This is a genomic window from Pseudomonas sp. SAS7, assembly GCF_052112345.1.
GTDB lineage: Bacteria > Pseudomonadota > Gammaproteobacteria > Pseudomonadales > Pseudomonadaceae > Aquipseudomonas > Aquipseudomonas putida_Q.
On sequence record NZ_JBEGGO010000001.1, the window covers coordinates 143,954 to 165,037 of the forward strand.

17 protein-coding genes and 1 pseudogene are annotated in these 21,084 nt (G+C 64.5%); 6 read left to right on the top strand and 12 right to left on the bottom strand.

Annotated elements, in window-relative coordinates; translation table 11 throughout:
* Positions 1 to 10 precede the first annotated feature (10 nt).
* Positions 11 to 1,378: an aminotransferase-like domain-containing protein gene (locus tag ABI582_RS00725; RefSeq protein ID WP_442118072.1), complete on the bottom strand. Its 1,368-nt coding sequence runs from the start codon at positions 1,376 to 1,378 to the stop codon at positions 11 to 13.
* Between the two features lie 144 nt (positions 1,379 to 1,522).
* Between ABI582_RS00725 and ABI582_RS00730 the strand changes: the two are divergent.
* From ABI582_RS00730 to ABI582_RS00745, 4 genes and pseudogenes are all read left to right on the top strand, one after another.
* A pseudogene (locus tag ABI582_RS00730) lies at positions 1,523 to 2,815 on the top strand (hydroxymethylglutaryl-CoA reductase, degradative); the annotation flags it as partial.
* A 2-nt stretch (positions 2,816 to 2,817) separates the two neighbouring features.
* Positions 2,818 to 3,732 (top strand): hydroxymethylglutaryl-CoA lyase, encoded by a 915-nt coding sequence (locus ABI582_RS00735; RefSeq protein WP_258910165.1) that lies wholly within the window; start codon positions 2,818 to 2,820, stop codon positions 3,730 to 3,732.
* Between the two features lie 102 nt (positions 3,733 to 3,834).
* A complete protein-coding gene (locus tag ABI582_RS00740) occupies positions 3,835 to 4,287 on the top strand; it encodes a hypothetical protein (RefSeq protein WP_442118073.1) in 453 nt (150 codons plus the stop codon).
* Positions 4,287 to 5,669: a tripartite tricarboxylate transporter permease gene (locus tag ABI582_RS00745; RefSeq protein WP_442118074.1), complete on the top strand. Its 1,383-nt coding sequence runs from the start codon at positions 4,287 to 4,289 to the stop codon at positions 5,667 to 5,669. Before ABI582_RS00740 ends, ABI582_RS00745 begins: the two co-directional genes overlap by 1 nt.
* A 215-nt stretch (positions 5,670 to 5,884) precedes the next feature.
* Here the strand turns inward: ABI582_RS00745 and ABI582_RS00750 are convergent, their stop codons facing one another.
* The 9 genes from ABI582_RS00750 to pedF form a co-directional block, all read right to left on the bottom strand.
* On the bottom strand, positions 5,885 to 7,555 hold the full coding sequence (locus ABI582_RS00750) for a PAS domain-containing hybrid sensor histidine kinase/response regulator (protein ID WP_442118075.1): 1,671 nt from the start codon (positions 7,553 to 7,555) through the stop codon (positions 5,885 to 5,887).
* The gene (gene ercA, locus ABI582_RS00755) at positions 7,539 to 8,702 is read right to left on the bottom strand and encodes an alcohol dehydrogenase-like regulatory protein ErcA (RefSeq protein ID WP_442118076.1); all 1,164 of its coding nucleotides are present in this window, start codon (positions 8,700 to 8,702) and stop codon (positions 7,539 to 7,541) included. Before ercA ends, ABI582_RS00750 begins: the two co-directional genes overlap by 17 nt.
* A gap of 143 nt (positions 8,703 to 8,845) precedes the next feature.
* Positions 8,846 to 8,917: a pyrroloquinoline quinone precursor peptide PqqA gene (pqqA, locus tag ABI582_RS00760; protein WP_010455123.1), complete on the bottom strand. Its 72-nt coding sequence runs from the start codon at positions 8,915 to 8,917 to the stop codon at positions 8,846 to 8,848.
* Between the two features lie 287 nt (positions 8,918 to 9,204).
* Positions 9,205 to 10,725 (bottom strand): acetaldehyde dehydrogenase ExaC, encoded by a 1,521-nt coding sequence (gene exaC, locus ABI582_RS00765; protein ID WP_442118077.1) that lies wholly within the window; start codon positions 10,723 to 10,725, stop codon positions 9,205 to 9,207.
* 140 nt (positions 10,726 to 10,865) lie between these two features.
* Positions 10,866 to 12,653 carry a PQQ-dependent alcohol dehydrogenase PedH gene (pedH, locus tag ABI582_RS00770; protein WP_442118078.1) on the bottom strand — a complete coding sequence of 596 codons (1,788 nt, stop codon included), beginning with the start codon at positions 12,651 to 12,653 and terminating at the stop codon, positions 10,866 to 10,868.
* Between the two features lie 164 nt (positions 12,654 to 12,817).
* Positions 12,818 to 13,750: a quinoprotein relay system zinc metallohydrolase 1 gene (locus ABI582_RS00775; protein WP_442118079.1), complete on the bottom strand. Its 933-nt coding sequence runs from the start codon at positions 13,748 to 13,750 to the stop codon at positions 12,818 to 12,820.
* Between the two features lie 40 nt (positions 13,751 to 13,790).
* On the bottom strand, positions 13,791 to 14,552 hold the full coding sequence (locus ABI582_RS00780) for a quinoprotein dehydrogenase-associated SoxYZ-like carrier (protein WP_442118080.1): 762 nt from the start codon (positions 14,550 to 14,552) through the stop codon (positions 13,791 to 13,793).
* A 178-nt stretch (positions 14,553 to 14,730) separates the two neighbouring features.
* Entirely contained in the window at positions 14,731 to 15,606 is an 876-nt protein-coding gene (locus ABI582_RS00785) for a substrate-binding periplasmic protein (RefSeq protein WP_442118081.1), read from the bottom strand.
* Positions 15,607 to 15,611: 5 nt separating this feature from the next.
* Complete coding sequence (gene pedF / locus ABI582_RS00790; protein WP_442118082.1) at positions 15,612 to 16,073, bottom strand: cytochrome c-550 PedF; 462 nt, start codon at positions 16,071 to 16,073, stop codon at positions 15,612 to 15,614.
* A gap of 254 nt (positions 16,074 to 16,327) precedes the next feature.
* On the opposite strand from pedF, the gene exaA reads away from it, so the two are divergent.
* Together exaA and ABI582_RS00800 are read left to right on the top strand one after the other, a co-directional pair.
* Positions 16,328 to 18,223 carry a quinoprotein ethanol dehydrogenase gene (exaA, locus tag ABI582_RS00795; protein WP_338747107.1) on the top strand — a complete coding sequence of 632 codons (1,896 nt, stop codon included), beginning with the start codon at positions 16,328 to 16,330 and terminating at the stop codon, positions 18,221 to 18,223.
* Positions 18,224 to 18,289: 66 nt separating this feature from the next.
* The gene (locus ABI582_RS00800) at positions 18,290 to 18,949 is read left to right on the top strand and encodes a pentapeptide repeat-containing protein (RefSeq protein ID WP_442118083.1); all 660 of its coding nucleotides are present in this window, start codon (positions 18,290 to 18,292) and stop codon (positions 18,947 to 18,949) included.
* 159 nt (positions 18,950 to 19,108) lie between these two features.
* Here the strand turns inward: ABI582_RS00800 and ABI582_RS00805 are convergent, their stop codons facing one another.
* Both ABI582_RS00805 and ABI582_RS00810 read right to left on the bottom strand, forming a co-directional pair.
* Complete coding sequence (locus tag ABI582_RS00805; protein ID WP_442118084.1) at positions 19,109 to 19,747, bottom strand: response regulator transcription factor; 639 nt, start codon at positions 19,745 to 19,747, stop codon at positions 19,109 to 19,111.
* Entirely contained in the window at positions 19,747 to 21,021 is a 1,275-nt protein-coding gene (locus ABI582_RS00810; protein ID WP_442118085.1) for a histidine kinase, read from the bottom strand. Before ABI582_RS00810 ends, ABI582_RS00805 begins: the two co-directional genes overlap by 1 nt.
* Positions 21,022 to 21,084: the final 63 nt, after the last annotated feature.

The following is a 21,084-nucleotide window of genomic DNA, read 5'->3' on the forward strand; positions in this document are numbered from 1 at the left end:
GAAGACAGCATCAGGCCCGGATGCACTGGGCAAACACCGGCTCTTGCAGATAGGCCACGTTCAGCCGGGTCCAGGGTGTCACGGCCTTCTGGTTGGTCTGGAAGATCGCCCCAGGCGCCAGCATTACCCCCCTGCCCTGTACCTCGCGGGTCAGCAGGGCTGTGTCTTCAATCCCCGGAAAACGCGCCCACAGGTACAGGCTCTGTTCCGGTCGGCAGAACACCTCGGCCCCTAATTCGTCCAACACCCGCAGCCCACCGGCAGTGGCTTCCCGCACCCGGTCCTGCAGGCGCATCAGGTGCCGCAGGAAGTGCCCTTCGCTGAGGATCACATCCGCCGTGCGCTCGCACAGTTCCGAACAGCTGGTGTGCAGCATCATCTGCAGGTCGGCCAACTCGTCGATGGCCTCCTTGCTGCCCGCGATGTAACCCACCCGCAAGGCCGCCGACACCGATTTGGAAAAACTGCCGATGTACAGCGACCGGCGCAGCTGGTCGAGCGCCGCCACCTTGAGCGCAGAGCTGGGCTTGAAGTCGGCCAGGGCATCGTCTTCGACCAGCAGCAAGTCGTGCCGCTCGGCCAGTTGCAGCAGGCGGTGGGCCTTGGCCGGGCAGATATCCGAGCCGGTAGGGTTGTGGCACACCGACTGGATGAAGAACAATCGGGGCCGTTCGACACGCAGCATGGCCTCCAGCGCGTCCATGTCCGGCCCATCCGCCAGACGCGGAACGCTCAGCAGCCGCGCGCCGTGGAGTTGCAGCTTGCCGAACAGCGGGTAGTACCCCGGGTTTTCCACCAGCACCGCGTCGCCCGGTACCACGAAGCGGCGGATGATCAGGTCCAGCGCATGGTTGGCGCCGTGGGTGGTCACGATCTGCCGGGGCGTTGCACTGATGGCGTAGCTGGCCAGCTTGCGCACCAGGCTCTGGCGCAGGCCCGGGTTGCCCAGGCGGTTGCCATAGCGGAACAGGTTGCCAGCGCCGCTGCGCATCGCCTGCCGGGTGAATTTGTCGAGGCGCATGTCCTGTAGCCAGGCCACCGGCGCAAAACCTTCACCCAGCGGCGCCAGTCCGGGTTCGCGAACGAATTGCTGACGCATCATCCAGATGGTGTCCATTGCCCGGGTGTAAGGCGGCGTTTCATCCACTTCGGCGGCCTGCACCTGCGCGCCCACGAAAAAGCCCTGGCCGTGGCGCGCCTCCACCAGCCCCTTGGAGGCGAGGATCTCGTAGGCGGTTATCACGGTATTCTTCGAATGCCCGTGCAAGCGCATGTATTCGCGTAGCGATGGCAAGCGATCGCCGACCTTCAGCACCCCAGTACGGATCTGCTGCTCAACCGCATCGGCGACCTGCTGGGCAAGGGTGACACGGGGCATCGGCGGGCTCCTGGGCTGTCAGGGGTACAGTCTGGGTACTGTTGGGCAAAACTGTACCTTTAACCAAGGGCACAGTGGCTGCACATTTAGCACCAAGCCGGCGACGCGCTCAAGCCGCCGCCCAACAACAATGACTCCAACGGAGCCTTCATGAGCCTCGACTCCAGCCTGCCTGCTTTCCGCAACCTGTCCCCTGCCGCGCGCCTGGATCATATCGGCCAGTTACTTGGCCTGAGCCACGACGATGTCAGCCTGCTGGCCAACGCCGGCGCCCTGCCGATGGACATCGCCAACGGCATGATCGAAAACGTCATCGGCACCTTCGAGTTGCCCTTTGCCGTGGCCAGCAACTTCCAGGTCAACGGCCGTGACGTGCTGGTGCCGCTGGTGGTGGAAGAACCCTCGATCGTCGCCGCGGCCTCGTACATGGCCAAGCTGGCCCGCGCCAATGGCGGTTTCATCACCTCCAGCAGCGCCCCACTGATGCGTGCCCAGGTACAGATCGTCGGCGTCCAGGACCCGCTCAATGCACGCCTGAGCCTGCTGCGGCGCAAGGACGAAATCATTGAGCTGGCCAACCGCAAGGACCAGTTGCTCAACAGCCTCGGCGGTGGCTGCCGCGATATCGAAGTGCACACCTTCGCCGATACCCCGCGCGGCCCGATGCTGGTGGCGCACCTGATCGTCGATGTGCGCGATGCCATGGGTGCCAACACCGTCAACACCATGGCCGAGGCCGTGGCGCCGCTGATGGAAGCGATCACCGGGGGCCAGGTACGCCTGCGCATTCTGTCCAACCTGGCCGACCTGCGCCTGGCCCGGGCCCAGGTGCGCATCACCCCGGAACAATTGAAAACGGCTGAGTTCAGCGGCGAGGCGGTGATCGAAGGCATCCTCGACGCCTATGCCTTCGCGGCGGTCGATCCCTACCGCGCGGCCACCCACAACAAGGGCATCATGAACGGCATCGACCCGCTGATCGTCGCCACTGGCAACGACTGGCGTGCCGTTGAGGCCGGCGCCCATGCGTTTGCCTGCCGCAGTGGCCACTATGGTTCGCTGACCACCTGGGAAAAGGACGGTAACGGCCACCTGGTCGGCACCCTGGAAATGCCGATGCCCGTGGGCCTGGTCGGCGGCGCCACCAAGACGCACCCGCTGGCGCAACTGTCGCTGCGCATCCTGCAGGTGAAAACCGCCCAGGATCTGGCGGAGATTGCCGTGGCCGTGGGCCTGGCGCAAAACCTCGGGGCCATGCGCGCCCTTGCCACCGAAGGCATCCAGCGCGGCCACATGGCCCTGCATGCGCGCAATATCGCCGTGGTCGCAGGCGCCCGGGGCGACGAGGTGGACTGGGTTGCCCGGCAACTGGTAGAAAACCACGATGTGCGTGCCGACCGCGCCGTAGCGCTGCTGAAACAGAAGCGCGGCGAATGACCATGGCCCCGGCGCAAGCGGTAAAAGTGTTTGAAGTCGGCCCGCGTGACGGCCTGCAGAACGAGCGCCAGCCGTTGTCGGTGGCCGCCCGCGTAAGTTTGATCGGCGGGCTGGCGGCCACCGGCCTGCGGCATATCGAAGCTGGTGCCTTCGTGTCGCCGCGCTGGGTGCCGCAAATGGCCGGCAGCGAGGAAGTGTTGCGCCAGTTGCCCAACGATGACGGGGTTCGCTACGCAGGCCTGGTGCCCAACCTGCAAGGCTTCCAGGCCGCGCAACGGGCCGGTTGCCGCGAGGTGGCGGTGTTCGCCGCCGCCTCCGAGGCGTTCTCGCGCAACAACATCAACTGTTCCATCGATGAAAGCTTCGAACGCTTCGCCCCGGTGCTGCAAGCAGCCAGACAAGCGTCAATCCGTGTGCGCGGTTATGTATCCTGCGTGCTCGGCTGCCCGTTCAGTGGTGCGGTGGCGCCAGAGGCCGTCGCCAAGGTCGCACGGCGCCTGCACGAACTGGGCTGCTACGAGATCAGTCTGGGCGACACCATCGGCGCCGGCCGGCCAGACGCAACCGCGCAGCTGTTCGAGCACTGCGCGCAGCACGTGCCGGTGGCAGCGCTGGCCGGCCATTTCCACGATACCTGGGGCATGGCCATCGCCAATGTTCATGCCGCGCTAGCGCAAGGTGTACGCACCTTCGACAGTTCGGTCGCAGGCCTTGGCGGCTGCCCCTACTCGCCTGGCGCCAGCGGCAACGTGGCCACGGAAGATTTGTTGTACCTGTTGCACGGCCTGGGCTACAGCACCGGTGTCGACCTGGAGGCCGTGGCACGGGTTGGCGTGCACATCAGCGCCCAGCTGGGCACCGCCAACCGCTCCCGGGCCGGCCTCGCCCTGGCGGCAAGGAGCGCCAGCCAGCACTGATTGCGCCTGTAGCTCCCGAACAAAAACAACAAGCCCGCAAGGGCAGGAGAAAACCAATGACCCTTGAATGCCGCCTGCAGCCCCTCCACCCGGAGGTGGACCATGGCTGACGACAACCTGTATGAAGTCTGGGGCGACACCGTGGACAGCCGCCATCTGCTCGCCGCCATCGCCATCGGCGCCGCCTGCAGCCTGGGCACGTTCTTTCTGGCCGAACACTTGCTGACCGGCTGGGTCGAGTCCAGCCAGATGGCCCGCGCCTACGCCATGTTGCTGGGCATTCTTGGCTCACTGCTGGGCGGCGGGGTCAGCGCATGCCTGTTCAAACCCAAGCGCCATGTGGTCGAGCACGTCGCCGACCCTGCATGGCGCCAGCAGGTGATTGAAGAGCTGCGCAGCGAGTACGGCGGCATCGGCCAGCTCAGCGACCTGCCGCAAGAGGTACGCAACGAGTTGCGTGAACTGGGCCTGGAGCGCCTGTTCGATGAAGCCGAGCCCGCCAACGCAGCCGTCGCCTGCACAAGCACCGCCACCCTGAAGCGAGGTGCCGCCTGATGGACGCCCTGTTCGACCAGGTTCTGATAGCCGTGCTGATGGGCGTGATCGGTGCCGTGGTGTTTGCTGCCATCGGCCTGATCTCCGGCAGCGACGAAACCACCACCCTGGCGCCCCTGACCTTGCTGGTGGTACTGCTGGGCGTGCCCGCTGCCGGGGTGTTCACCTTCTTCCTCGCCGGGGCAGTGGCCAAGCACATGACCCACGCGGTACCCACAGCGTTGCTCGGCATCCCCGGCGACACCATGGCTACGCCACTGATGCGCGAAGCGAACTTCCTGCGCAACCTTGGTGTGCCGCATATTGCCCTGCGCAAGATGATCTCCGGCGCCGTGATCGCCGCCCTGGTGGCAGTCCCGCTGGCGGTGCTGTTCGCCGTGCTGCTGGCGCCCTTCGGCGATGCGATCAAACAGGCGGCGCCCTGGGTGTTCCTCGCTGCCGCCACCACCATTGCCTACTTCTCGGCCGGCCGCTGGGCCTCGGTGCTGGCGCTGCTGCCCTTCGTGCTGGTGATCATTGCCTTGCAGACCCTCACCGGCCAGCACGGCGTCAAACTCAGCGTCAGCTACTTTCTGGGCATCGCCATCGGCCCGCTGATCGCCGCCCTGTTTGCCATGCTCGCCCCGGCAGAGCGGGCGCGGATGAAGCGCAGCGAGCGACGCACCTTTGCCCTGTCGCCAGACGTCAAGGGCTGGGGTGGATGGTTCCCCAACCCGTTGAATGTACTGGACCGCCGCCAGGCCGGCTGGACCTTGGCCACCGCCACGGTGTCCAGTGCCACCTTCGTGTTCAGCCCGGTGGCAATGACGGTAATCCTCGGTGAGGTGGTGGGCTCGCGCATCAAGCACGCCTATCACCGGCTGACTACGGTCATCAGCGTGCGCAATGGTGTTACCGAGTCCACCTACATTGCCGAGGCGCTGATCCCGCTGATCGCCTTTGGCCTGCCGCTAAGCCCCGTCGCCGCCGGGCCGGCGGCACCGCTGTTCAACGCCCCGCCACGCTTCACCGTGGACAGCGCCAGCGGGCAGGTCAACAACCTGCACAACCTGCTCAGCGCAAGCGAGTTCCTCGCCTACGGCATGCTGGCCGTCGTGATCGCCATCCTGATCGCCTACCCCTTCTCGATGAACTTCGCCCACCGCGCCGCCTCGTTCGTGTCCCGGCGCATCAGCCACGAGGCGGTGATCGCCACCTTCGTCGGCCTGATTCTGGTGATCGGCCTGTGGGAAGGCGGCTTGCTGGGCCTGCTGGTGATCCTCACGGTCGGCCTGCTGGGTGGCTTCCTGTACCGCTTCATCGGCTTCAACATTGGCGTGCAATTCATGGGCTACTACACGGCCGTGCTCAGCGTGCCGGCCATCGTCGCCCTGTTCGGCTGAACTGACCCTCCCCTGCTCTGCCACGCAGCCACTGCGGCTGCGTGGTTTCACTAGCTTGCAAGAAAGGAAAATCAGCGATTGGGGCCGCTTTGCGGCCCATCGCCGGCAAGCCGGGCTCCCACAGGTGCGGCGCAAAACTCAGGCATAGCACGTTACCTGTGGGAGCCCGGCTTGCCGGCGATGGGCTGCGCAGCAGCCCCAAAAGCCCCGCACAATCAATGCTCCTGCAGCAACTGGCTCAATACAGCGCGCAATTTCCCAGGCTTGACCGGTTTGTTCAAAAGCGGCGCCCCCAGTTTCTGCAAGCCCCGCCGGCATTGATCGCTGCGGTCGGCGGTGATAATCACCGCCGGTATGGCAACCGCAAAATGCTCACGCAAATACCTGACCACCTCGCACCCCACCACGCCATGGTCCAGGTGGTAGTCGGCCAGGATCAGTTCCGGGGCCTGCCCCTGCAAGGCCAGCAAGGCACCTGCCTGGTCGGTCGCGGTCACCACTTCGCAGCCCCACTGCCCAAGCAGCGCGCCCATGCTCTCGAGGATGCTCACTTCATTGTCCAGTACCAACAGGCGGCGGCCCGGTAGCGGGTTGCCGACGCTTGGCAGCGGCACAGCCTGGTGAGCGGGCAGCGGCACCTCTTTACCCAGCGGGACCTCGATGCTGAACACCGAGCCACGCCCCGGCCACGAACGTACTTCAATCCGGTAGCCGAGAATCTTGGCAATCCGCTCGACGATGGCCAACCCCAGCCCCACGCCCTTGCGATCCGCTGCGCGGCCGACATCCAGTTGGTTGAATTCAAGGAAGATCGCCTGTAACCGGTCTTCGGCAATACCCCGCCCGGTATCCCACACTTCCAGCCGCAAATGACCAGCCCGGCGCCTCGCCCCCAGCAAGATCCGGCCTTCGTCGGTGTAGCGGCAGGCGTTGCTGAGGAAGTTGCGCAGGATACGTGTCATCAGCCGCAGGTCAGTGCTGATGGCACAGTCCGGGATGCGCGCATGCAGCTTGAGGCCTTCCGCATCGGCCACCGAGCGGAACTCCGAGACCAGTGGTGCGAACAACTCGTCGAGGCGGTACACGGCTACTTCCGGCTTCACCGCTGCCTGGTCGAGGCGGGAAATGTCCAGCAGGTCGGTCAGCAAGTCTTCGGCGCCCTCAAGGGCCTGGTGGGTACGCTCCACCAGCACATGCTCGGCCTCTGGCAACGGCCGCTCGCGCAAGGTGGAGATCAGCAGGCGGGCGGCGTTCAGCGGTTGCAGCAGGTCATGGCTGGCGGCGGCCAGGTATTTGTCCTTGCTGCGGTTGGCAGCCTCTGCGGCGTCCCGGGCCTCCAACAATTCATCGGTACGCGCTGCGACCCGTTGCTCCAGTTCGTCATTCAGCTGTTGCAGCCGTTGCTGGGCCAGCTTGCGTTCTGTGATGTCGGCGACAAAACCCTCCACCAGGCCTTCCTGCCCAGGCTTGAGCAGCAGGTTCATCAGCACATCGATGTAGCTGCCATCTTTGCGTCGCAAGCGTGTTTCGTAGCCGTGCAGGCTGCGCTCACGGGCCAGAACCGCAGTAATCTCCTGCAACTCCTCGGCACCGCCGTCGAACAGGTTGGCGGCCAGGTCCGTCAGGGAAAACAGCACCGCTTGCGGGTCGTCGTAGCCGAGCATGCGCGCCAGCGCCGGGTTGGCGGCACGCATGCCGTCTTGCAGGCTGGCCTGGAAAATCCCGTGCACGGCATTCTCGAACAGCCATTTGTAGCGATTGCGCTCTGCCTCCAGTTCGTCCAGGCGGGCGGAAAGCTCCGGGTAGTGGCTTTTGCGCGCCGAGTGGTCACCCAGCCCCAGCAAACCGGCCAGTGCGCGCTGCTGCTCGTCAGAGGGCCTCGCCATAAACCACCTCGACATCACGCTGGCTCGACGCACGGGGGTTGGTGAGGATGCACGGGTCGCCCATCGCATGGTGCGACAGGAACGGGATATCGGCAGTACGCACCCCGTGCAGGCCCAGGGTTTCATGGAAGCCGATGGCGCGCTTCAGGGCAATCAGGTGCTCCACCAGGCGCCCGCAGATCTGCCGGTGGTTGAGGCCGCGGCAATCAATACCGAACACCTCGGCAATCACTTTGAAACGCTCCGGCGCCGAGCTGTAGTTGAACGCCACCACGTGCTCCACCAGCACGGCGTTGCACAAGCCATGTGGCAGGTCGAGGAAGCCGCCCAGGCTGTGGGACATGGCGTGAACCGCGCCCAGAATCGCGTTGGAGAACGCCAGCCCCGCCTGCATGCTGCCCAGCATGATCTTCTCGCGCAGGCCAATATCGGCCGGGTTGGCGATCATCTCGACCAGGTTGCCATTGATCAGTCGCATGGCTTCCAGCGCGTGGGGGTCGGTCAGCGGGCCGTGACCGGTGGAAACAAAGGCTTCGATGGCATGCACCAGCGCATCGATACCGGTGCAGGCCGACAGGAACGGGTCCATGCTCAGGGTGGTTTGCGGGTCGATCAGCGACACGTCCGGCACCACCGCCTTGCTGACGATGGAGAACTTCATGCGTTCCTGCTGGTTGGAGATGATCACGAACTGCGAAACGTCCGCCGAGGTGCCGGCCGTGGTCGGGATCAGAATCAGCGGCGGGCTGGGCACGCGGATCATGTCCACGCCTTCGAATTCGAGGATGCTGCGCCCGTGGGCCACGACGATACCGATGGCCTTGCCGCAATCCATCGGGCTGCCGCCGCCGACGGCGACGATCACATCGCAGTGGTTCTGCCGGTAGATCTCGGCGCCGAGCATCACCTCCTCGACCCGCGGGTTGGGCGACACGGCGGTATACAGGCAGTAATCGATGCCCTGGGCCTGCAAGCTGGCCTCCACGTCCGCCACCCAGCCGGCGGCGATCACGCCCGGGTCGCTGACCACCAGCACCTTGCGGGCACCGAAGGTTTTCGCGTAGTTGGCGACGTTATGCCGGCAGCCGGCACCAAAGATGATTTCAGGCGATACGAACTTGCGAAGTGGGCTGAAACTCTGGCTCATTGGCAAGCCTGTTCTTATTGTTCTGGAAGGTAACCGCCAGCGTAAAGCATCCCGCAGCGAAAGCAACCAGAGCAATGAGCAGCACTGGCTCAGCCACGGGCAGTCAGAGGAACCGGCCACCGTAGTGATGGCCGGGTGGCACATCAACGATTGGCGAAATACATCGTCACTTCAAAGCCGATGCGCAGGTCGGTAAAGGCGGGTTTATTCCACATGGGCAGTCCTCTTCTTGTGCCGGGGGAGTCCGGTAGATGCATTAATGCACGGGGGGCGCCAGGGCCGAATGCTACTTTGGAAGGAATTTGCGGCGTGCGTTGGTACGGGTTGGACGATATCCAATATCTGCGCAATACCGGTAGGAGCGGCCTTGTGTCGCGAAAGGGCTGCGCAGCAGCCCCGGCGATGTTTGTATCACCGCTGAAATCGTGGGGCTGCTATGCAGCCCTTTCGCGACACAAGGCCGCTCCTACAAGGGCTTTGTCAACTCATGCAGTGATGTGAATCAGAAGAAACCCAGCGGGTTGATGTCGTAGCTTACCAACAGGTTCTTGGTCTGCTGGTAGTGGTCGAGCATCATCTTGTGGGTCTCACGGCCCACGCCGGACTTCTTGTAGCCGCCAAACGCTGCGTGCGCCGGGTACAGGTGGTAGCAGTTGGTCCACACGCGGCCGGCCTTGATGCCGCGGCCCATGCGGTAGGCGCGGTTGATGTCGCGGGTCCACAGGCCGGCGCCTAGGCCAAACTCGGTGTCGTTGGCAATTGCCAGCGCTTCGGCTTCGTCCTTGAAGGTGGTCACGCCCACCACCGGGCCGAAGATTTCTTCCTGGAACACACGCATCGTGTTGTTGCCTTTGAGCAGGGTCGGCTGGATGTAGTAACCGCTGCCCAGGTCGCCCTGCAGCTGCTCGGCACCGCCGCCGGTGAGCAGCTGCGCGCCCTCCTCCTTGGCAATCTGCAGATAGGACAGAATCTTGTCGTATTGCTGCTCCGAAGCCTGGGCACCAACCATGGTCTCAGTGTCCAGCGGGTTGCCCCGCGTTATCTTGGCGATCTTCTTCATCACCTCGGCCATGAATGGCTCGTAGATCGATTCCTGGATCAGTGCCCGTGACGGGCAGGTGCACACCTCGCCCTGGTTGAAGAACGCCAGCACCAGGCCCTCGGCGGCCTTCTCGATGAACGCGGGTTCGGCCTGCATGATGTCTTCGAAGAAGATGTTCGGCGACTTGCCGCCCAGTTCGACAGTGGACGGGATGATGTTCTCGGCCGCGCACTTCATGATGTGCGAACCCACCGGGGTGGAGCCGGTGAAGGCGATCTTGGCGATGCGCTTGCTGGTGGCCAAGGCCTCGCCGGCCTCACGGCCGAAGCCCTGGACGATGTTCAACACGCCCGCCGGCAGCAGGTCGGCGACCAGCTCGGCAAAAATGGTGATCGACAGTGGCGTCTGCTCGGCCGGCTTGAGCACCACACAGTTGCCGGCGGCCAGGGCCGGGGCAAGCTTCCATGCGGCCATCAGCAGCGGGAAGTTCCACGGGATGATCTGCCCGACCACGCCCAGCGGCTCATGGATGTGATAAGCCACGGTGCCTTCGTTGATTTCGGCCGCGCCGCCCTCCTGGGCACGGATGCAACCGGCAAAATAGCGGAAGTGGTCCGCTGCCAGCGGCACATCGGCATTGAGCGTTTCGCGCACCGCCTTGCCGTTGTCCCAGCTTTCGGTAACGGCCAGCACTTCCAGGTTCTGTTCGATACGGTCGGCAATCTTCAGCAGCACCAGGGCGCGGTCTTGCACTGAGGTCTTGCCCCAGGCTTCGGCAGCTGCGTGTGCGGCGTCCAGGGCGCGGTCGACGTCCTGGGCAGTGGAACGCGGGAATTCGGCAATCGGCTGGCCATTGACCGGCGAGCTGTTGGTGAAGTACTGGCCAGCCAACGGTTGCACGAACTCGCCATTGATGAAGTTGCCATATCGTGGCTTGAAGGACACGACGGCGCCTGGGGTTCCGGGTTGTGCGTAGATCATGCTGAGCCTCTGCGGGTCGATGCCTGTCCCACGACAGGCGATGGACCGATGGTAAAAAGCCCCGCGTGCCAGGCGAATGCATCGTTGGCAGCGGGGCTCTCGTCATTTGGTAGTAGGGCCGCTTGCCTCAGGCCACTGCATTACGGCTTGGCGCTTGCCGTTTGCTGCAACTGCTTGGGCAGCTTGAAGGTCCAGAGCATGCCGCCCTGGTTGAAGTCCTTGACCCGCTTGGCCACTTCGCCACCCCACAGCGGCACCGCGCCGCCCCAGCCGGAGACCACCGACACGTATTGCTCGCCGTCCATTTCCCAGGTCACGGGCGAGCCAAGCACGCCGGAGCCGGTCTGGAATTCCCAGACCTTGTCGCCGGTCTTGGCGTTGAAGGCCTGCAGGAAGCCTTCCGGCGTGCCGGTGAACACCAGGTTGCCCTTGGTGGTCAGCACCCCGCCCCACAGCGGCGCGTAGTTCTTGTGCCGCCATACTTCCTTGCCACTGATCGGGTCGATGGCACGCAGCACGCCGATGTAGTCTTCGTTGAGCGGTTTGATGGTGAAGCCGGCGCCGAGGAACGCCGCGCCTTTCTTGTAGGCGATGCCTTCGTTCCAGATGTCCATGCCCCACTCGTTGGAGGGCACGTAGAACAGCCCGGTGTCCTTGTTATAGGCCATCGGCATCCAGTTCTTGGCGCCGAGGAACGCCGGGGCGACGAACACCGAACTGCCCTTGGCTTCGCTGCCGGGTGCGCCTGGGCGGCTGGCGTCGTTGTAGATCGGCCGGCCGTCCTTGTCCAGGCCGGTGGCCCAGGTGATCTTGTCGACGAACGGGAAGCCGCGAATGAACTTGCCGTTGGTGCGGTCCAGCACGTAGAAGAAGCCGTTGCGGTCGGCCGTGGCAGCGGCCTTGACCTCCTTGCCGCCATCCTTGTAGTTGAACGAGATCAGTTCGTTGACGCCGTCGAAGTCCCAGCCGTCATGCGGCGTGCTCTGGAAGTGCCACTTGATGGTGCCGTCGTCCGGGTTCAGCGCCAGGCGCGACGAGGAATACAAGTTGTCACCGGGGCGCAGGTGCGAGTTCCACGGTGCCGGGTTGCCGGTGCCGAACAGGATCAGGTTGGTTTCCGGGTCGTAGTAACCGCCCAGCCAGGGCGCAGCGCCGCCGGTCTTCCACAGGTCCCCGGGCCAGGTCTTGCCCGCCTCGCCGCCGGAAATACCGTTTTCGATGGCCTTGCCGTCCTTGTACACGTAGCCCATGTGCCCTTCCACGGTGGGGCGCATCCACAGCAGCTCGCCGTTTTCCGGGTTGTAGGCCTGGATCTTGCCCACCACGCCGAACTCGCCACCGGCGACGCCGGTGATCAGCTTGCCGTTGACGATCATGGGCGCAGCGCTGATGGAATAGCCTTCCTTGTGGTCGGCCACCTTCTTGCTCCAGACCACCTTGCCGGTGTCCTTGTTCAGGGCCACCAGTTTGGCGTCCAGGGTGCCGAAGAACACCAGGTCGCCGTACAGCGCCACGCCGCGGTTGATCACGTCGCAGCAGGGACGGATGTCATCCGGCAGGCGTGCATCGTATTGCCACAGTTTCTTGCCGGTGCGCGCATCCACGGCGAACACCCGCGAGTAGGAACCGGTCAGGTACATCACCCCGTCCTTGATCAGCGGCTGGGCCTGCTGGCCGCGTTGCTTTTCACCACCGAAGGAGAACGCCCACACCGGCCGCAGTTCCTTGACGTTGTTGGCATTGAGCAGGTCCAGCGGGCTGTAGCGCTGGCCCTGCACACCCAGGCCATTGGTCACGATCTGCTGCGGGTTCTTCGGGTCCTGGAGGATTTCTTCATTGCTGACAGCGGCGTGGGCTGCACCGGCAAGCAGCGTGGCGCTGAACACCAGGCTCACGGCGAACATGGGGCGACGCGGGGATCGGGTCATGACGGCTACCTTTGGTTTTTTTGTTGTGCCCGGGAAAATTTCCCGGTGTGCCGGGAATTCTTGGTTGCCGCCAGTTCGCCAACAATTGCCCGCAGTGCGGAGTTTTCTAGTTCCTTGGTACAGGGCTGCGTCCCCAAGACATGCGCGATCCCTTGGGGGTCGCTTCAGGGGTTGGCGTCGACGCGCTGGAGTTGTTGGCGTTCGTAGCGGGGATACAGATGGCTGACACTGCGAATCAGCTCATAACGGGTCAGGCTGATCCCGGCAAAGCGTTCGGGGATGGGGCTGCGGATCATCTCGGGCATGTCGTCGCCACGCGCCGCGCCGTCGCGCATCAGCCCGTCCAGCCAGCCCAGGTAATCACGCATCTGTGCAAACGGCCGGGCATCGCTGGCCACCGGCCCGTGCCCGGGCACAAGCTGTTTCCAGGGCAGGGCTTGCAGGGTGTCCAGGTCCTTTTGCCACACCTGAAGCCCCGGGCTGTTGGGGGTGGTCAAGGCACGCTCGTAGAACACCAGGTCGCCAGCGAACAGCACGCCGGTCTTCTCGTCCAGAATCGCCAGGTCGGCGCCGGTATGCCCGCCTAGCGACAGCAACCGCAGGCGGTGCCCGCCCACCTCGTGGACTCCCGGCTGCAGCACCCGGGCCGGCAGCACCACTTCGGTGCCGCGCATCCAGTCGCCGACCAGGCGGTACATGTTCTCGGCCATGGCCTCGCCCTGCTGGCGCAGCAAGTCGCCGGTACCGGCCAAGGCGCCGATAGGCACATCGGCAAAGGCCTGGTTGCCCAGTACATGGTCAGGGTGATGATGGGTCAGCAGCACTTCCAGCACCGGCTTGTCGGTGGTGGCGGCAATCGCCTGGCGCAACGCTTCGCCGTAACGCTTCGACGGGCCGCTGTCGATCACTACCACACCGCTGTCAGTGACGATGAACGCGGTATTGACGATATTGCCGCCATTGGCCTTGCCGAAGTTGTCAGTGCTGCCCTCCAGTAGCCAGGTGCCCTCCGCTATCTGCCGGGGCGCAAGCCGATAGTCCAGGTCTGCCTGGGCCGGCAGCCCCAGGCACAGCAACAACAGCATGATCCAACGCATGAGGAGCGCCTCTGGTCAGGGGTGAAAACGGGCAATGTGCTCAGGGCACTGCCGCTTCGAACTGGTTGCCGCTGTTGTCCTGCAACAGCAGCCGGGTCGGCCCGGCGTCCTGGATATCGAAGCCCAGGTTGGGGTTTTCGCTGACCGCCGGGTACAGCTCGAGGCTGGCCAGGCGCTGGCCGTTCGCGTCTTGCAACTCGGCATGGTTGAGGAAGAACTCGGGAATACCGCTGACCAGCCCGTTGTCCATCGGGTGGGCCACCTGCAAGCGCAAGCGGCTGCTGTCGCCGCGCGGGTAGCGCCCGCCCAGCACTTCACCGAGGTGTTCTTCCCAACCAGGCTGCGTGCGCACCACGCTGGGCGCGGTACAGCCGCCGCCGGCGGCATCGATCAGGGTCGAGCCGACGTGCCACAGGCCGTCGCGTGTCAGCACAGCGGCGCGCAGCGGGGTGGCCTGTTCGATGCGGATGCGGATCGACAACCAGGGCAACACGCGCTCGCCGGGCTGAAAGTCGACAATGCGCGGCAATGGGTTGAGCTCGGCCCAGGCGATTATCCGCACCACCTCGCCAGCGAATGCCCGGGCGTCGATCTCCAGCGGCACCTGCCGTGCGTCCTCGGCAAAGGGCGGCGCCAGCAGCTTGACCCGGTCATCGAAGACGAACGCGGCCTGGCCCAGCAGCTGCTTGTGGTAGAAGTCCCACATCACAGAGGGCACCGGGTCCGTCTGGGGGGCTGGGGTGGCAGCCTGGGCTGACCAGGGTATCCAGCAGGCCAGCAGGAAAGTCGCTTTCAAGTTCATGATCCGCTCCCATGGATCACCACAGGATCTTCAGGGGTACCAAGGCCACTGTGGGAGCGGGTTCACCCGCGAAGAATCCGACGCGGTGCATGGCACCGGCTTCGCCGGTGTTCGCGGGTGAACCCGCTCCCACAGGGAGTTGTGTTGCCTGCGCGAATCCGCGGGCCTGGGCAATTTGTTACTGATACATCTCCGGAACCTCGTAACGCAGGCCGTAAGTTGCATACATCGCCTTGAGCCGGCCATCGCGGATGATCGCCTCAAGGGCTTCTTCCACGGCATAGGCCAGCTGACGGTTGCTTTCATGGACGGCCATGCCGATTTCCCAGGCCTGCTTGCCCAGGTTGGGGTAGGCGTTTTCCGCCAGGGCCAGTTGCGGGTCGGCGGCCTGGTGCAGCTGCCAGTCAACTTCGCCGCGCATCGCCATTACCGCGTCCACCTGGCCGGCCTGCATGGCGCTAAACGCCTGCTGCACGCCGGGGTAATGGTGGGTTTTGGCACTGAGCATGCCGTTGAACACCGAAGTCAGGTAGAACGAAGGCACGCTGTCCACTTCGACCCCGATCGGGTGCTGCTGGAACACCGCCACACTGGCCACAGACTTCAGACGACGCTGGTCGTAGGCCACCTGCCAGCGCTCTTGCTGATAAGGGCCGAACATCACCACCTGGGCGTTTTCCAGCTCGCCCAGTTCGTTGCGCTTTTGTGCGTAGGCTTGGTCGTAGGGCACCCGCATCATCAGGTCGGCCAGCTGTTGGTGGCGCAGCGGGCTGCCGCGCCAGATATAGTCGCGCAGGTCGTCGTCGAGCTTTTCCCCGGGCGGTGCCCAGACCAGCTGCAAGCGCACCCCCAAAGCGGTGGCCAACGCCTGCGCCAGCTCCACATCGACACCCCGTGGCTTGCCGTGCTCCTCGAAACTGTACGGCGCGAAATCCTTGTATACCGCCACTTTCAGCTCGCCGGCGGCGATGATCGCGTCGTAGTTGCGCACCTGCGCCTGGGCCGTCGTGCAGCACAGCAGCAGGCTACAAAGCCACACGGCAAAGAGACGCATGGCCGTCACTCCTCGACGTGCACGCTGTCCAGATAGGTGCGCACCGCCCACAGGGCTTCCTGGCTGAGGTAGTCGGCCATCTTCGGCATGTACACACGGCCATCGCGGACTGCGCCATGGCGTACCCGTTCGACAAACCATTCATCCCCGGCGTCACCGGCATCGAGCATGCGCAGGTCGGGGGCGATACCGCCGGACTTGGCCTCCAGGCCATGGCAGGCAGCGCAGTTCTGGTTGTAGGCCGAGGCGCCGATTTCCACTGCCTTGTCGTGCTCGGGCGAGCTGCGGTAAGGGTTTACTGCCGCCCAGCCGTCGCCGTCCAGGCTTACGCCTGCGTCCTTGATCGGGGTCAGGCCCTTGGTCTCCACCGCCTGGGGCACCACGTTGCCATGGGCAAAGGCCGTACCGGTCAGCACCACCGCGGCCAGCAGCCCTGCAGCAAGCAACACATTGCGTTTTGTTGTCATTGTTATGCCCTCACCATTGCACGCAAAGCCTCAACCACAGAGGCCGTGCCGCCATCTTAGAAACAGCCTGCGGGCGCTCGAATGCTGCTTTGGTGGCCGGGCCTTACTCCCTTGGTAGTAGGGCTTGTGGCGAAGGGCCAATTGAGGTGCCGCTCGGGAACTATTCCCGGTAAGGGCGGGACTTTTTCCGTATCCCGCGACAGCGCCCCCGCCCCACCCTGTGCAGGCCAAAACCTCCACTGGGAACTGCAACCATGACAATAAGATCGCTACCCGCCCTTTCCCCCCTGGCCCTGAGCGTGCGCGTCCTGCTACTGGCCGGTGGCCTGGCCCTGGGCAATGTGGCAACAGCGGCCACTGCACCTGCTGCACCTGCCGGCAAGAGCGTCACCTGGGAAGACATCGCCAACGACCACCTGACCACCAAGGACGTGCTGCAGTACGGCATGGGCACCAATGCCCAGCGCTGGAGCCCGCTGGCCCAGGTCAATGACCAGAACGTGTTCAAGCTGACCCCGGCCTGGTCGTACTCCTTCGGCGACGAGAAGCAGCGGGGCCAGGAATCCCAGGCCATCGTCAGCGACGGCGTGGTCTACGTCACCGGCTCGTACTCGCGGGTATTTGCCCTCGATGCCAAGACCGGCAAACGCCTGTGGACCTATAACCACCGCCTGCCCGACAACATTCGCCCGTGCTGTGACGTGGTAAACCGCGGGGCGGCCATCTTCGGCGACAAGATCTACTTCGGCACCCTCGACGCGCGGCTCATCGCCCTCGACAAGCACACCGGCAAGGTGGTGTGGAACAAGAAGTTCGGCGACCACAGCGCCGGCTACACCATGACCGGCGCCCCGGTGCTGATCAAAGACAAGACCAGCGGCAAGGTGCTGCTGATCCATGGCAGCTCGGGCGATGAATTCGGTGTGGTCGGCCAGCTGTACGCCCGCGACCCGGACACTGGCGAGGAGGTGTGGATGCGGCCCTTCGTCGAAGGCCACATGGGCCGCCTGAATGGCAAGGACAGCACCCCGACTGGCGACGTCAAGGCGCCATCCTGGCCAGACGACCCAACCACCGAAACCGGCAAGGTCGAAGCCTGGAGCCACGGCGGCGGCGCCCCTTGGCAAAGCGCTAGCTTCGACCCCGAAACCAACACTATCATTGTCGGCGCTGGCAACCCTGGCCCCTGGAATACCTGGGCGCGCACATCGAAGGACGGCAACCCGCATGACTTCGACAGCCTGTACACCTCCGGCCAGGTCGGCGTCGACCCGAGTACCGGCGAGGTCAAGTGGTTCTACCAGCACACCCCCAACGATGCCTGGGACTTCTCCGGCAACAACGAGCTGGTACTGTTCGACTACAAGGACAAGGACGGCAAGGTGGTCAAGGCCACCGGGCACGCCGACCGCAACGGCTTCTTCTACGTGGTGGACCGCAACAACGGCAAGCTGCAGAACGCCTTCCCCTTCGTCGACAACATCACCTGGGCCAGCCATATCGACCTGAAGACCGGGCGCCCGGTAGAAAACCCGGGCCAACGCCCGGCCAAGCCGTTGCCGGGTGAAACCAAGGGCAAACCGGTGGAAGTCTCGCCGCCGTTCCTGGGTGGCAAGAACTGGAACCCGATGGCCTACAGCCAGGACACCGGCCTGTTCTACATCCCGGGCAACCAGTGGAAAGAGGAATACTGGACCGAAGAGGTGAACTACAAGAAGGGTTCGGCGTACCTGGGCATGGGCTTCCGTATCAAGCGCATGTACGACGACCATGTCGGCACCTTGCGCGCCATGGACCCGACCACCGGCAAGCTGGTGTGGGAGCACAAGGAGCACTTGCCGCTGTGGGCGGGTGTACTGGCAACCAAGGGCAATCTGGTGTTCACCGGCACCGGCGACGGCTTCTTCAAGGCGTTCGACGCCAAGACGGGCAAGGAGCTTTGGAAGTTCCAGACCGGCAGCGGTATCGTCTCGCCGCCTATCACCTGGGAGCAGGACGGCGAGCAGTACATCGGCGTGACCGTGGGCTACGGCGGCGCCGTGCCGCTGTGGGGCGGCGACATGGCCGAGCTGACCAAGCCAGTGGCTCAGGGCGGCTCGTTCTGGGTGTTCAAGATCCCAAGCTGGGACAACAAGACTGCGCAGCGCTGACTGCCAGCGGGGAGCGAGCCAGCCTCCTCCCCGCTTTTGCCCACCTTCCGCCAGGAAACTTTTGCCATGAACTACCTGCCATTTGCCTTGCTGTTGGTACTGTCCCCTGCCTTGGCCGTGAGTGCCGAGGACGATAGCAACGATGCCCCCTTGACCATCAATGGCTGCGTCATTGCCGAAGCCAGCCAGTGCCCGGGGGCCAACCTGCGCGGTGCCAAGCTGGCCAACCAGGACCTGCGCAAGATGAACCTGGCCGGCGCCGACCTGCGTGATGCCGACCTGCGCCATGCCCGGCTGGACTTGGCCAACCTGGAGAAAGCCCGGCTGCAGGGCGCCAACCTGACCCGCGCCAGCCTGCAACAGAGCAACCTGCGTGTGGCTGACCTGAGCAACAGCAAGCTGGTGGCCATTCAGGGCTGGGGCTTGTTCGCCCAAGGGGCACAGTTTGAAAAGGCCGACCTCAGTGCAGCCTACTTGCAGTTCGCCAGGCTGTCCGGGGCGAAGCTGCAGCAGGCCAACTTGCAGGCGGCGGACCTGGAGATGGCATGGCTGAGCAAGGCTGATCTGCAAGGGGCCAACCTGAGCGATGCCAACCTGCAAGAGGCCAAGTTTGGCCAGAGCAACCTTGCGCGTGCCGATTTGCGCGGGGCGCGGCAGCATTACGGGAATTTCCAGGAGGCCAACATGGAGGGGTGCAAGGGATGCCCGGATACATGGGACAAATGAGTTCAGTTAGCAGGGGCCGCTTTGCGGCCCATCGCGACACAAGGCCGCTCCCACAATGACCGCGTACACACAGCAGTTGGCATGTACGCGGTCATTGTGGGAGCGGCCTTGTGTCGCGATGGGCTGCGAAGCAGCCCCAGCAAGCGCAGCTGACACACCTCACCCCGCCACCCGCACCACCCCCAGGTTGATGCCCAGGTGCACCAGCTCGGCATGCGAGCTGACCTGCAACTTGCTCTTGAGCAAGGTCAAATGATTGGACACAGTCTTGGCGCTGATGCACAGCTGCTCGGCAATCACCCGCATCGGCGTACCTTTGGCCAGCATCGTGAAAATCTCCAGTTCACGCTGGGTCATGCGCTGCAAGCGCGGGTCGCTGGTGCTTTGTTGCGACATGCACGCCAACTGCGTAGCCAAGGGCTGTTCGATGTAGGCATGCCCGGCCAACACCCGCTGCACCGCCTCGATCAACACCTCGGGCGCCGAGTTCTTGGTCAGGTAGCCCGAGGCCCCCGCCTCCAGCGCTTGGCGCACCAGTGGCAGCTCGTCGTGCATGCTGAAAAACAGCACCCGCAGCTGCGGCAAGCGCTGGCGCAGGCGGCGGGTGGTTTCCAGGCCACTGATACCCGGCAGGCCAAAGTCCATGATCACCAGGTTCGGCACTTGCTCCTGCACCCGGGCCAAGGCCTCTTCACCACTGGCGGCCTCACGCACCTGCATCGCCGGCAATACCGTGCGCAGCAGGCTGGCATAGCCCTGGCGGACCACAGCATGGTCATCGACCAATACGATATTCATCACACCTCCTTGGGGATGTTCAGGGCCAGCGCCCAGCCGCCACCCGGGCGGCTCAAGATGCGCAGCTCCCCCCCAAGGCTGCGGGCGCGCTCGGCCATCGAGTGCAGGCCTACCCCTGGGCGCTGGGGCGGGTGCGCACCGCGGCCATTGTCGCGAATGAAAAGGCGCAAACCCTTGGCACTGCGCTGCAGGCGCACCCGCACCTGGCTGGCGCCGGCATGGCGGGCGACGTTGGTGAGCGCCTCTTGCAGCAAGCGGTACAAGTGCGTTCTGCTCGCCCCGGGCAGCGCCGGCAAGTGCTCGCCAACCCGCAGCCGGCATTCGATGCCCTGGCTGGCCTGCCACTGGCTCACCAGCAGGCCGAACGCCTCGCCCAGCGGCATGTAGTGCAGCGCTACCGGATACAGGTTGTGCACCAGGGCGCGAAAACCTTGCTGGAGGCGCTCGCAATTGAGTTCGAGGTCGTGCGCCGTCTGTGTCACCACCGCAGGTTGCTCGGCCACCATACGCAACAGACAGAGCTGGGCACGAATACCTGCCAGGTACTGCCCCAGGTCATCGTGCAGCGCCTGCGCCAGCTGGGTACGCTCTTGCTCCTGTGCCGCCAGCAGGGCCTGGGTCAGCTGCGCATTGTCGCCCCGAGCCTGTTCCAGCGTCGCGGTCATATGGTTGAAGTAAGCCGCCAGCTGGCGCGCCTCCGGCAGGCCCGCCTCGCGCAAGCGCGCAGTCAACTGCCCGCCCGAAACCTGGCGCAAGGCGCACAGCAGCTCATCCAGCAGGCCCATGGCCCGCCGTACCGCCCAGCGAATGGTCAGCAAGCTCAACAGCAAGGCCAGGCCACACAGGCCAAGCAGTTGCTGCAGAGAGTCCCAGACTTCGTCGATCTCATCCCGCGGATCGACCGCAATCAACACCCGGCGCCCGTCATTCAGCTCCAGCAGCCGACTGCTGCTGGGGCGCTCGCCAAACAGCTGGTGGCCCAGCCAGGCATCCAGCCCGGTTTGCGGCGGTAACCGCGGCGCTTCACCCGGCGCCAGCCAGTGCACCCGCACATGGCGCAGGCTCTGGGTCAGCCGGGGTTGCAGGCTTGCCGGGTCGTGTTCGGCAGTGTCACCGAGGTACGCCACCACCGCTTCGGCAGACTGCAACTCACGTTCTACATCAGCCACCGCCTGGTGCAACAACACGCCGGCACAGGCCAGCGCCACCAAAGCGAAACAGAACGTGACCCACAGGTTGATCCGCCACAGGGCCGACAGGTTGACAAGGCGCACAGGCGATTCTCCTCGGGGCGTCGGGGCCCATCGTGCTCCCCATGCTAAAGCCGCGGCACCCGC

Coding starts and splice junctions, on each gene's coding strand:
- ABI582_RS00725 (WP_442118072.1), bottom strand. CDS start 1,378: ATGCCCCGTGTCACCCTTGCCCAGCAGGTCGCCGATGCGGTTGAGCAG.
- ABI582_RS00735 (WP_258910165.1), top strand. CDS start 2,818: ATGGCCCCGGCGCAAGCGGTAAAAGTGTTTGAAGTCGGCCCGCGTGAC.
- ABI582_RS00740 (WP_442118073.1), top strand. CDS start 3,835: ATGGCTGACGACAACCTGTATGAAGTCTGGGGCGACACCGTGGACAGC.
- ABI582_RS00745 (WP_442118074.1), top strand. CDS start 4,287: ATGGACGCCCTGTTCGACCAGGTTCTGATAGCCGTGCTGATGGGCGTG.
- ABI582_RS00750 (WP_442118075.1), bottom strand. CDS start 7,555: ATGGCGAGGCCCTCTGACGAGCAGCAGCGCGCACTGGCCGGTTTGCTG.
- ercA (WP_442118076.1), bottom strand. CDS start 8,702: ATGAGCCAGAGTTTCAGCCCACTTCGCAAGTTCGTATCGCCTGAAATC.
- exaC (WP_442118077.1), bottom strand. CDS start 10,725: ATGATCTACGCACAACCCGGAACCCCAGGCGCCGTCGTGTCCTTCAAG.
- pedH (WP_442118078.1), bottom strand. CDS start 12,653: ATGACCCGATCCCCGCGTCGCCCCATGTTCGCCGTGAGCCTGGTGTTC.
- ABI582_RS00775 (WP_442118079.1), bottom strand. CDS start 13,750: ATGCGTTGGATCATGCTGTTGTTGCTGTGCCTGGGGCTGCCGGCCCAG.
- ABI582_RS00780 (WP_442118080.1), bottom strand. CDS start 14,552: ATGAACTTGAAAGCGACTTTCCTGCTGGCCTGCTGGATACCCTGGTCA.
- ABI582_RS00785 (WP_442118081.1), bottom strand. CDS start 15,606: ATGCGTCTCTTTGCCGTGTGGCTTTGTAGCCTGCTGCTGTGCTGCACG.
- pedF (WP_442118082.1), bottom strand. CDS start 16,073: ATGACAACAAAACGCAATGTGTTGCTTGCTGCAGGGCTGCTGGCCGCG.
- exaA (WP_338747107.1), top strand. CDS start 16,328: ATGACAATAAGATCGCTACCCGCCCTTTCCCCCCTGGCCCTGAGCGTG.
- ABI582_RS00800 (WP_442118083.1), top strand. CDS start 18,290: ATGAACTACCTGCCATTTGCCTTGCTGTTGGTACTGTCCCCTGCCTTG.
- ABI582_RS00805 (WP_442118084.1), bottom strand. CDS start 19,747: ATGAATATCGTATTGGTCGATGACCATGCTGTGGTCCGCCAGGGCTAT.